The organism is Hwanghaeella sp. 1Z406 (assembly GCF_048892425.1).
In the GTDB taxonomy this organism is placed as follows: domain Bacteria; phylum Pseudomonadota; class Alphaproteobacteria; order UBA8366; family Aestuariispiraceae; genus Pacificispira.
The window spans coordinates 19373-30899 of sequence record NZ_JBLZHU010000010.1 but is presented as its reverse complement, the minus strand read 5'-3'; the positions used below and the strand labels follow the sequence as shown (position 1 = coordinate 30899).

Here is an 11527-nt window from a genome sequence, read left to right as displayed (position 1 = left end):
GGAAAGGTCAGAATTACTGAGTTACGCGCCCGTCTTTATCGTAGCCCTGGGCCTGCATTGCATCGCCGGCAATCTGCCAGAAAATATCCTGCTGGGCTGGCGTCAGTTCAAGCCGCCATTGCGCCTCAACACCGCAGCGAAAGAAACTGCTGTCATCGGTCTGGCCCGCGTCACGCCCACCAGACAGAGCCTTAAACGATGTTGCCGCACAACATTCAGCAACTGTATCAGGGTCCGCCTTAACGCCCAACCAGGCAAAGACATCCGCCATGATCGGCTGTGGACTATGCAGTAAATCTTCATAATGAATTTGTCTGAATTGCGTTGGATAGGTCTTCTGTGACGACACCGCGATCGTCTGAGCATTCGCCCAGATTTTCGCGATCTCGGGCATGAAATCATCCAATGTGGGGAACTGATCCTTAAAAGCCTGCGCATTCCGCCGCATATTTTCATGCCAAGTCGAAACCGCCATATCGCGACCATCCCGCACCAGGTTCAGAATTTTTGCTTCCGGGAAAATCTGAAGAGCCGTTTCCGTCGACTGCAGGGTCGGGGGGTTCTTTTCTGCCACCACCCGGATTTCTGGACGATCCCCATATGTCGCTAATAGCGCCAGCACCGATTGCCGTAACAGATACTGAACATGGGGCAGATTAAATTGGGGGAATATCGGATAATCTGAAAATTTGGTCGCATTCTGGCGCAGCACAAATTTACTGGTTTCCTGGCATACCTGCTGTAGCGCACCCGCATAGACATTAAAGAAGCACCCTTCCCCCCGACAGACGATCTGGGGATGATGATCCAGCCATAACTGCGTCCAGGTGGTGCCGGACTTGACCGCCCCACAGACAAACAATATCTGTTTGTCGGATAAACGCGCGATAGACGCTTCAACATCTTGCCATTCTTGTGGGTAAATCAAATCCTTCATTATATTCAATCCCCCTAGAATGTCATGATACCGGCCAAGTCCCGATGTGACCACCCCTCGTCAAACAGCCCAAAGCGCGCTAGGTTAAGGGTATGATAGATACATCTGTAAAGGTGAAGCGGCAGCGCCAGATCATTGATCGCCTGACCCTTCAGGAAGAAATGTCGAACGCCGTGGCCAATGTCCAGGGCGAGGCTCAGGCGCGCGCGGCGTGGCTTGGCATCCTGAAAAATGCCCTCTCTAAAGGTCGCGAAGAAATCCGAACCCGGTTCTTTGAGGATCAGGACGGGGCGGCCTGTGTCGCGGGCAACTGCTTCCTGATCGACCAGATTCTGCGTGTGCTGTATGACAGCATTTCCAAGCATATTTATCCGGCCCCCAATCCAACCGATGCCGAAATTATCAGCATCATTGCCGTAGGCGGCTATGGTCGGGGCGAATTGGCCCCCCAATCCGATGTGGATCTTTTATTCCTGCACAATCGAAAACCAGCCGCGCGCGTCGATCAGGTAGTCGAAACCATTCTCTATACCCTATGGGACATCGGGCTGAAGGTTGGGCATTCCACCAGGTCCGTTGATGAATGCCTGCGCCAGGCAAAGGCTGATTGGACAATCTGCACCGCCTTGCTGGAGACGCGCTATATCTGGGGTGATAAGTCCCTGTTCTCTGAGCTGCGCACGCGCTTTCGCAAATCGATTGTCGCGGGACGGGAGATGGATTTCCTGGAAGCCAAACTGGCTGAGCGCGATGAGCGGCACGAACGCATGGGCGACAGCCGCTATGTGCTGGAACCCAATATAAAGGACGGCAAGGGCGGATTGCGGGACCTGCACGCCCTGTATTGGAGTGCAAAGTTCCTATATGGCGTGGAAGATATCGCCGAGATGATCGAAGAAGGTGCTCTGACCAAAACCGAGGTCGCACGCTTCGCCAAGGCGCAATTCTTCCTTTGGTCCGTGCGATGCCACTTGCATTACCTGACGAACCGGCCAGAGGAACGGATGACCTTTGACGTGCAACCGGAACTGGCCAATCGGATGCTGTATAACGACCGTGCCGGGGGCAGCGGCGTTGAACGCTTCATGAAGCATTACTTTCTGGTCGCCAAGGATGTTGGGGATCTGACCCGCATCTTCCTGGCCGCCTTTGAAGCTGCCCAGAAGCGGCGGTCCATTTTCCGCCTGCCTGCGAAATTCTTTCAGCGCGATGCGGAAGGATTCCCGCTTGAAGGCCAGCGCATCACCATTGCCGATAAAAAGGTCTTCCGGGAATCGCCCCTGGAGATGTTGCGCATCTTCAAGGTCGCAAATGAAACCGGCCTGGCCCTGCACCCGGACGCACTGACGGCCGTCACCCGATCTTTGAGCAAGGTCAATGCCGCCTTTCGCAATGATCCAGACGCCAATCAGATGTTCATGGAAATTCTGTGTGCGAAAGAATCACCGGACCTGACGCTGCGCGACATGAATGAATGCGGCCTGTTGGGTAAATTTGTGCCTGATTTCGGCCGCGTGGTCGCCCAGATGCAATATGACATGTACCATGTTTACACGACCGACGAGCATACGATCCGCGCGATCGGAATCCTGAACAAAATTGAACGCGGCCTGTTGACCGAAGAACATCCGGTCGCCTGTAAAGTTATCCATCAGATCCAGTCCCGCAATGTGTTATACGTCGCAACCTTGCTGCATGACATAGCGAAAGGGCGCGGTGGCGACCATTCGGAATTGGGCGCGAAGGTTGCACGCAAACTGTGTCCCCGTCTGGGCATGAACGAGGCTGAAACCGACACGGTGGCGTGGTTGGTCCTGCACCATCTGGCCATGTCCATGACCGCCACCAAGCGGGACCTGGAAGACCCGAAAACCATCACCGACTTTGTCGCCCTGGTGCAATCACCTGAACGGCTGAGGCTTTTATTGTGTCTGACAGTTGTCGATATCAAGGCCGTGGGCCCGAATGTCTGGAACAATTGGAAGGCGACGCTGCTGCGCGATCTGTTCTATCGCGCTGAAGAAGTCATGGCGGGGGCGTCCGCCTCCGAAGGGCGCATCCTGCGCGCCGCTGCGGCAAAGACCCGTCTGGCGGATCGATTGTTGGAGGATGGCTGGGATCAGGCAGATATCGACGCGCATCTGAAACGCGGTGGGAAAGGATATTTCCTGGCGCTGGATCTGGACACGCTGGCCCACCATGCCCGTCTGGTGCGCGGCGCGGAAAGGCATCGCGACGAATTAACCCTGGATACCCGTGTTGATGAGGAAAAGTCGGTTACGGAACTGACCGTCTACTGCCTGGACCATCCTGGTCTGTTCGCCCGATTATCAGGTGCTATTGCATTGGCGGGCGCAACTGTGGTGGATGCCAAAATCAGCACGTTGAAAGACGGCATGGCTTTGGACACATTTCTGATTCAAGATGCCGAGGGCGGCACATTCTCTCGCCCGGACCGGTTGGCCCGCCTATCTGCCATGGTGAAACAATCCCTGGCGGGCGAAATTCGTCCCCTGGATGAATTGATGAAACGGGCGAAAGTCTCGCTGCCATCGCGCACGCGGGTATTTACCGTCCCGCCCCGTGTCTTGATCGACAATCGCGCATCGGCAACCCATACGGTGATCGAAGTCAACGGGCGCGACCGACCGGGCCTGTTGTATCGGATCACATCCGCCCTGGTGGAACAGCGCCTGCAAATCGCGATTGCAAAGATTTCCACCTATGGCGAACAGGTCGTCGACGTCTTTTATGTGAAGGATACATTCGGCCTGAAGGTGGAACATGCCGGTCGCCTGGACCAGATCCGCCAGGCCCTGCGCTATGCCCTGCTGGAGGCAGAGGCCCAAACCGCACCGCCCCCCACCAAACACGCCCGCAAGGCACTGGCCAAAAAAACCGCCAAACGCGCCGCCAACCCAAAGGCTCAAGCGGCGGAGTAAGGTTATCAGCGCGGTTTCTTAAACTTCCGCGCCCAATTCATTAAATCAATCTGTTCACTGGACAGCAGTTTCAGGGCGCTTGGTTCCGCTGTTTCTGTAAAGATTACTGCGTTCAAACAGTCCCACCGCGCATTGGGTACGATCAAACCATCAAACCCTAGAAAGCAGGCTGCATCCCCAATTTCCTGGCATCGTTGATAGTGCAGAGATCCATAGGTTTTAATATCTACGTCCAACGCTGCCAAGGCCGTCATATCACCCAACCGAAGAGTCCGTTTCAACTGTGCGCCAAGGTGATGCCGCTCAAACACCAATTTTGAGGGGAAGACAGGTTCGCGGGATAAATGAAATTGCATCTCAGCCGCCGCACCATTGGGATCAAGCGAACAATACAGAACATCAAAACGACCAGGATCCCATCGCCCACCAGAGGCATGCCCTTGGAGCGGATCACGCCCCTGTCGACACACACGCCAAAGCGGGCCCTCATAGCCGATCCGTGGCAAAGCGTCTATTGCATCCAAAAGCACAATGTCGCGGGCATGGGTGAATGTCATGCGCAGCGATTCTACAGATAAGCGCCCGCATCCAGCCGCTCAATCACAGCCAAGACCGGTTCCACCTTACCATCCCGAATTAAATCAATCGCCCGCGCGCCGTCCAAAAGTGGATGACGGGCATGCAACCAAAGGCGCGCCTCATCCGGCGTATAGAAATCTGAGAGTCGTTCCACAACATAACGCAAATCAGCGATCATGGCCTGGATGGGGAGAGGGGGGCTTCCCTTATCATGGGACCAACGCGACACGGTAGCCGCAGATGCATCCACGATATTAGCCAAATCTGTACCCTTCAAACCCCCGACCCGCTTTAAATCGTCCAAAATTTTTACCAGCGCTACGCTCATCATCGTCACTTTCATATGGGCAGCTTCCCCATGATATTTAGTTTTTCTTGCATTAAAGTCAATTGGTGAAAGAAAAATGGAAGATTTAGTCTATAATTTCTTTCCCATTCAGCCTCTTTCCCACACTCGCCAGGACGGTCGAATCCGGCTAATGCTGCTGCTTCTTGCGGTTGGAGGAAGTGTATGGCGTTGATGCGGTCCATTGCGACGGTAGGCGGCTGGACAATGGTCAGTCGGGTGCTGGGCTTTGTCCGGGATGCGATGATGGCCGGCGTGTTGGGGGCGGGCCCGGCAGCGGAGGCCTTTGTCGTCGCTTTTCGGCTGCCCAATCTGTTCCGTCGCTTATTTGCCGAAGGTGCGCTGAATGCCGCCCTGGTCCCGATCTATGCCAAACGGTTGGAGCGGGAAGGCAAGGAAAGCGCCATCCGCTTTGGGGGAGAGGCTGCGGTTCTGCTGGTCCTGACCATGTTGGTGCTGACCGTGCTGGCAATGGCCTTCATGCCCTTTGTCATTCTGGTGCTGGCCCCTGGATTTGGCGCGAATGCAGATACATTTGCATTGGCTGTGGCCTTGAGCACCATCACCTTTCCCTATCTGACCTTCATGGCCCTATCCGCGTTGCTGTCTGGCATGTTGAACACGGTGGACCGGTTTGGTGCGGCGGCGGCAGCCCCTTTACTGCTGAATATTGTGCTTATCGTCGCGATGGGGCTCAGCCTCTCTGACCTGCTGCCGACCTTGCCTGCCTTCGCGCTGGCCTGGGGTGTGTTCATTGGCGGGGTTTTACAGTTCGGGCTGATTGCCTGGGACTGTCACCGTGCAGGCATTCTGGTGCATCTGCCGCGCCCGCGCCTGTCACCGGACATCATTTCCCTGTTGCGGCGCATGGGGCCTGGGGTTTTGAGCGCGGGTGTCAGTCAGATCAACACGGTTGTTTCCACCATGCTGGCCTCTCTGCTGCCCGCAGGCGCGATTGCCCATCTGTATTACGCGGACCGGGTGACGCAATTGCCGCTGGGCGTGATCGGCGTTGCTATATCCGTGGCCCTGCTGCCCCTATTATCGCGCCAGTTAAGCGCCAAGGATATGACGGGCGCCTCCGACAGTTTGAATCGTGCCTTGGAAATCGGGCTTTTGTTTACATTGCCTGCCACCGCCGCCCTGATCGCGATGCCGATGCCGGTTGTGGATGTTCTGTTCCGGCGCGGTGCCTTTGCGCCGGAGGATGCACAGATCACAGCGGCCATTACCGCCGCGATGGCAATCGGCCTGCCCTCAGTCGTCCTGGCAAAGATACTATCGCCCGCCTTTTTTGCCCGTGGTGATACCAGGACACCCTTGATCCTGGCGGCCATTTCAATGGCCGTGAATGTCCTTCTAGCCTATCTGTTGATGCAGGTGATGGGATCCACAGGCATAGCGCTTGCCGCCTCTTTGGCGGCCTGGGTCAATGCGGGAATGATGGCCGCCATCCTGTCCCAACGCGGGCATCTGCCGCTGGATACAAGATTTCGCCGCCGCCTGCCCCGCCTGTTACTGGCGGCCATCACGATGGGCCTGGCCCTCTATGCGGGGATCCAGTTTATGCCGCATCTGGTGGATTGGACCCTGATGCTTCGGATCGGGGCCTTGGTTGGATTGGTCCTGATCGGCGCATTTCTTTATTTCACCCTGGTGCAGGTTTTGGGAGGCACAGACCTAAGAGAAGTAAAACGCGCCCTGACGCGCCGACGCAGACTTACAGAATAATTCAGTGTTCCAGACTTGACCCCCCACCCGGAACCCGCGATAAGCGGGGCGCATTTTCATCAACATCGTTCGGGGAGTCCACATCCCATGACCGCGCCGACCAAGACCACACCGTCACCGCATAAACCCCGCGTTTTCTCTGGCATTCAGCCAACCGGCAATCTGACGCTGGGGAACTATCTAGGCGCCATTCGCAACTGGGCACCGCTGCAAAAAGACTATGAATGCATTTATTGCGTCGTGGATCAGCACGCCTTGACCGTATTTCAGGACCCAGCGGGACTGCGCGAAGCAACCCGACAGGTGGCTGCCGCGCTGATCGCCTGTGGCATTGATACGGACAAGCACATCCTGTTCAATCAATCGCAGAACCCGGATCATGCGGAACTGGCCTGGTATTTCAATTGCGTGGCGCGCATGGGCTGGCTGAACCGCATGACGCAGTTCAAGGAAAAGGCCGGATCGAATAAAGAGAACGCCTCAACGGGTCTGTTCGTTTATCCCAATCTGATGGCTGCCGATATCCTGGCCTATCGCGCAACCCATGTGCCGGTGGGCGAAGATCAGAAGCAGCATCTGGAACTGGCCCGCGACATCGCGATCAAGTTCAACAATGACTGGAGCGTGCCGGATTTCTTCCCCGTGATCGAACCCTTGATCCTGGGCGAGGCGACCCGCGTCATGTCCCTGCGCGACGGCACCAAGAAAATGTCGAAATCCGATCCATCGGACATGTCGCGCATTAACTTAACCGATACGGCCGACGAGATCGCCAAGAAAATCAAGAAGGCAAAAACCGATCCGGAGAACCTCCCCACCGACAAGAAGGGCTTTGCCGGTCGACCGGAAGCAGAGAATCTGGTGACGATCTATGCTGCCCTGACCCACCAGACGGTCGAGATAGCCTTGTCTGAAATCGGCGGCAGCCAGTTTGGCGCCTTCAAGCAGATTCTCGCCGACGCGGCGGTCGCGCATCTGGAACCCATCACGACGGAAATGAACCGACTGCTGGAAGATCGGGCAGAAATCGACCGTATCCTGGCTAAGGGCGGCGAACGGGCAAAAGCCCTCTCCGCGCCCATTCTGAAAGAAGTCCGCGATACGCTGGGGCTGGTCAGCGCTTAGAGCGGCCAGAGCAGTATCATTTCAATCTTATCCACTACAGCGCCCAGGTTGCGCTGTAAGCTTAACTTTGCGCAAATGGTATTTGGTGATACGATTACATGTGATTACAATGGAGCACACCATGTCTGAGCGCGCCACATCTGAGCCTATCACAATCCGCACGGCCAAAGTGTCCGAAATTGATGCTTTGGCAAATGCGATGGACCGGTCTCGCAATTACATCGTCAATCAAGCTATTGAACAATACCTGGAAGCCAACGCTTGGCAGTTGGAGCGGATCACAACCGGGATTGCTGCTGCACGGTCCGGCAAAGTCATTCCTGCAGATGAGGTGTTTTCCGGCATTGCCACGAAACACGGCTGGGAACGTTGACGCAATTAATCATTGCCGAACCAGCGGCCCGTGATCTTGAGGAGATTGTGGATTATATCGCCCTGGATAATCCCGTTGCCGCAGAGACCGTGTTTCGAGGGATTGTGCAAACAGCGGAAAAATTGCTGGAATTTCCATCTCTGGGCCGTCCAGGTCGCCTGCCTGAGACGCGAGAACTAAGTGTCTCTGGGATTCCCTACCTGATCGTCTATGAAGTCGGCACCGAGACGGTGACTATATTAGCAATTTTCCAGACATCCCGCGATCTTGTTAAAGCGCTGCGAGACAGGAAGAAGAGCGATTAATACGACAAGTCGAACAGCATTTGGCAATCAATCCGGTCCTGCAACAATTGTCATAATCCATTCCCTTTCCTCCTGACACAAAAGACCTTATGCGTGTATCGGGCGGGCACCGATGTTATCGTGATGCGGCGATTGACGAAGGAGTTTTGAATGGCGCAACCAGGACCCTATGACATCTTCGTCATCGGTGGGGGTATCAATGGCTGTGGTATCGCACGGGACGCCGTGGGCCGCGGCTATTCCGTTGGATTGTGTGAGAAGAAGGACCTGGCCAGTGGCACGTCCTCCGGCTCGACGAAGCTGATCCATGGCGGATTGCGATATCTGGAACATTACGAATTCCGACTGGTCCGTGAATCCCTGATGGAGCGGGAAACCCTGTTGCGCAATGCGCCCCATATCATTTGGCCGCTGCGTTTCGTCCTGCCCCATCACAGTGGACTACGCCCGGCCTGGCTGTTGCGATTGGGTCTGTTTCTATACGACCATCTGGGCGGGCGAAAGCTGTTACCCGCTGCAAAATCTCTGGACCTGCGCCGGGACCCGGCGGGCCTGCCGCTGAAGGATGATTATGTAACCGGATTTGAATATTCCGATTGTTGGGTTCAGGATTCGCGCCTGACCCTGTTGAACGCCCGGGATGCCGCGGACCGGGGGGCAGATATCATGCCCCGCACCGAGTGCCGCGCGCTGAAGCGGGAGGGCGCGCTGTGGCACATCACCTTGCAAGATACCGACAGTGGTGAGCAGCGCACGGTCATGGCCCGGTCTGTGGTCAATGCAGCGGGCCCCTGGGTGGATCAGTTTCTGCGCAGCGCCCTTGGCGATAACGAGGCGCATCATGTCCGTCTGGTCCAGGGCAGCCATATCGTGGTTCGCAAGCTGTATGATCATGATCGCTGTTACATATTTCAGAACACCGATCAGCGGATATTCTTCGCCATTCCCTATGAGCAGGATTTTACCCTGATCGGCACCACGGACCGTGACTTTGCCGGCGACCTGGATCAATTTGGTATTTCGGACGAAGAAACCGACTATCTGCTGGCGGGTGCCGGGGCCTATTTCAAACGCCCGATCACGCGCGATGATATCGTCTGGACCTATTCCGGCGTGCGTCCCTTGTTCGATGATGGGGCCAGCGCCGCGCAAGAGGCGACCCGCGATTATGTCCTGCGCGATGAGGGCGGGCCAGAGGAAGCACCGCTGTTGAATATTTTCGGCGGCAAGATCACCACCTATCGCCGCCTTGCTGAAAGCATGCTGCACAAAATCGAGGCCCGACTGGGCGCGAAAGGGCCTGCCTGGACCCAAAGTGCCAGCCTGCCGGGTGGTGATTTCCCGGCTCAGGGCGCAAAGGCCCTAGCAGACGCTATTCAGTCGGAACATCCCGCCCTACCAGACCGCCTTATAGATCGCATGATCCGTCACTATGGCACCCGGACGCGCGACATTCTGGGGGATGCGAAATTCTTGGAAGATTTGGGGCGTCTATTTGGTGCCGATCTCTATGAAGCCGAACTGCGCTACCTGATGGCTCAGGAATGGGCCTATTGTGCCGAAGATGTTTTATGGCGGCGCACCAAGCTGGGTCTGCACTTTACCCCGGATCAGGTCCAGGCCCTGGACGCGTGGATGAAGGAAAACCGCTGATGTCCAAGATCATGGCCCTGGATCAAGGAACGACCTCCACCCGCGCGCTGATCTTTGACGAGGGGTATCACATCCTGGGCAGCGGCCAACAGGAATTCGCCCAACACTTCCCAGCTTCCGGTCATGTGGAACATGCGCCAGAAGACCTGATCACCACAGCCGTTGAAACGATGAAGACAGCGCTGGCGGCAGCTGGTTTAGAGGCACGCGACCTGGCTGGTCTGGGCATCACAAACCAGCGCGAAACAACCATCCTGTGGGACCGCACCACCGGCAGGCCGATCCATCACGCCATTGTCTGGCAGGACCGACGCACGGCGGACTTGTGCGCAAGGTTGCGACAATCCGGTGTTGAAGCGGACGTGACGGCCAAAACAGGCCTGTTACTGGATCCCTATTTTTCCGCAACGAAGATCGCCTGGATTCTGGACACTGTACCGGGTGCGCGTGCCCAGGCGGCATCGGGAAAACTGGCCTTCGGCACGGTCGATAGCTGGCTGATCTGGACCCTGACCGGTGGGCGGGTCCATGCGACCGATGCGACAAATGCCGCGCGCACACTGTTGTTTAACATCCACATGCAGGACTGGGACGAGGACCTGTTGCAGATGTTCAACATACCCCGTGCCCTGTTGCCCAAGGTTCTGGATTGCGCCGCAGAATTCGGCACGATGGATCCAAAAATTCTGGGGGCCGCTGTACCGATTCTTGGTGTTGCGGGCGACCAGCATGCGGCCACAATCGGCCAGGCCTGCTTCCAGCCCGGCAGTTTGAAATCCACCTATGGCACTGGCTGTTTTGCGCTGTTGAACACGGGCGATACGGCCAGCCAATCCCACAATCGCCTGCTGACCACATTAGCCTATCGCCTGGACGGGAAACCAACCTATGCGCTGGAAGGGTCAATCTTTGTTGCCGGGGCGGCGGTGCAATGGCTGCGGGATGGCCTGGGGTTGATAAAGGACTCAAAGGATGTGAATACTTTGGCGCAGCAGGCCGATCCGGCACATTCGGTCTATCTGGTACCGGCCTTTACAGGGCTTGGCGCGCCTCATTGGGATGCAGAGGCACGCGGCGCAATCTTTGGAATAACACGAGCAACCGGCGCCGCAGAATTGGCCTGGGCTGCGCTGGAATCTGTGGCCCACCAAACCGCAGACCTGTTGGATGCAATGCATAAGGACTGGCCCCAATCAGCATCGGCTGAAACGGTTCTGCGGGTCGATGGCGGCATGACGGCCAGTGATCTTGCGATGCAGCAACTCTCTGATCTGCTGAATGCACCTGTGGATCGCCCGCAGGTTCTGGAAACCACTGCCCTGGGTGCGGCCTGGCTGGCGGGGCGGCAAGCAGGCGTCTGGCCGGATCAAGAGGGCTTCGCCGCCGATTGGCGTCTGGACCGACGGTTCCAGCCCGATATGGATGACATGACGCGCGGCACGAAAAGAGCGGGCTGGAAGGATGCGGTCAGGCGTACGCTTTCATCCAGTTAAAATCATCCAATCTATTTTCAGATACGTACAGATAGCAGGGGCT

10 protein-coding genes are annotated in these 11527 nt (G+C 56.6%); 7 read left to right on the top strand and 3 right to left on the bottom strand.

Annotated features, from left to right (window positions below):
- Positions 1–13: 13 nt before the first annotated feature.
- The gene (locus tag ACOSDR_RS17485) at positions 14–937 is read right to left on the bottom strand and encodes a sulfotransferase family protein (protein WP_420732053.1); all 924 of its coding nucleotides are present in this window, start codon (positions 935–937) and stop codon (positions 14–16) included.
- A gap of 92 nt (positions 938–1029) precedes the next feature.
- Between ACOSDR_RS17485 and ACOSDR_RS17480 the strand changes: the two genes are divergently transcribed.
- Positions 1030–3879, top strand: coding sequence for a [protein-PII] uridylyltransferase (locus ACOSDR_RS17480; RefSeq protein ID WP_420725921.1), 2850 nt, complete (start codon positions 1030–1032; stop codon positions 3877–3879).
- 5 nt (positions 3880–3884) lie between these two features.
- Here ACOSDR_RS17480 and ACOSDR_RS17475 read toward each other — a convergent pair whose 3' ends face one another.
- Positions 3885–4436: an RES family NAD+ phosphorylase gene (locus ACOSDR_RS17475; RefSeq protein ID WP_420732052.1), complete on the bottom strand. Its 552-nt coding sequence runs from the start codon at positions 4434–4436 to the stop codon at positions 3885–3887.
- A gap of 11 nt (positions 4437–4447) precedes the next feature.
- Positions 4448–4801, bottom strand: coding sequence for an antitoxin Xre/MbcA/ParS toxin-binding domain-containing protein (locus ACOSDR_RS17470; RefSeq protein WP_420732051.1), 354 nt, complete (start codon positions 4799–4801; stop codon positions 4448–4450).
- A 168-nt stretch (positions 4802–4969) separates the two neighbouring features.
- Here ACOSDR_RS17470 and murJ point away from each other — a divergent pair, with 168 nt between their 5' ends.
- The 6 genes from murJ to glpK all read left to right on the top strand — a co-directional run bounded on the left by murJ (position 4970) and on the right by glpK (position 11484).
- A complete protein-coding gene (gene murJ, locus ACOSDR_RS17465) occupies positions 4970–6535 on the top strand; it encodes a murein biosynthesis integral membrane protein MurJ (RefSeq protein WP_420732050.1) in 1566 nt (521 codons plus the stop codon).
- Positions 6536–6622: 87 nt separating this feature from the next.
- Positions 6623–7660: a tryptophan--tRNA ligase gene (trpS, locus tag ACOSDR_RS17460; RefSeq protein ID WP_420732049.1), complete on the top strand. Its 1038-nt coding sequence runs from the start codon at positions 6623–6625 to the stop codon at positions 7658–7660.
- A gap of 121 nt (positions 7661–7781) precedes the next feature.
- Positions 7782–8033, top strand: coding sequence for a CopG family ribbon-helix-helix protein (locus tag ACOSDR_RS17455; RefSeq protein ID WP_420732048.1), 252 nt, complete (start codon positions 7782–7784; stop codon positions 8031–8033).
- Complete coding sequence (locus tag ACOSDR_RS17450; RefSeq protein ID WP_420725927.1) at positions 8030–8338, top strand: type II toxin-antitoxin system RelE/ParE family toxin; 309 nt, start codon at positions 8030–8032, stop codon at positions 8336–8338. Before ACOSDR_RS17455 ends, ACOSDR_RS17450 begins: the two co-directional genes overlap by 4 nt.
- A 150-nt stretch (positions 8339–8488) precedes the next feature.
- Positions 8489–9991: a glycerol-3-phosphate dehydrogenase gene (gene glpD, locus ACOSDR_RS17445; protein ID WP_420725928.1), complete on the top strand. Its 1503-nt coding sequence runs from the start codon at positions 8489–8491 to the stop codon at positions 9989–9991.
- Complete coding sequence (gene glpK, locus ACOSDR_RS17440; protein ID WP_420732047.1) at positions 9991–11484, top strand: glycerol kinase GlpK; 1494 nt, start codon at positions 9991–9993, stop codon at positions 11482–11484. Before glpD ends, glpK begins: the two co-directional genes overlap by 1 nt.
- Positions 11485–11527: the final 43 nt, after the last annotated feature.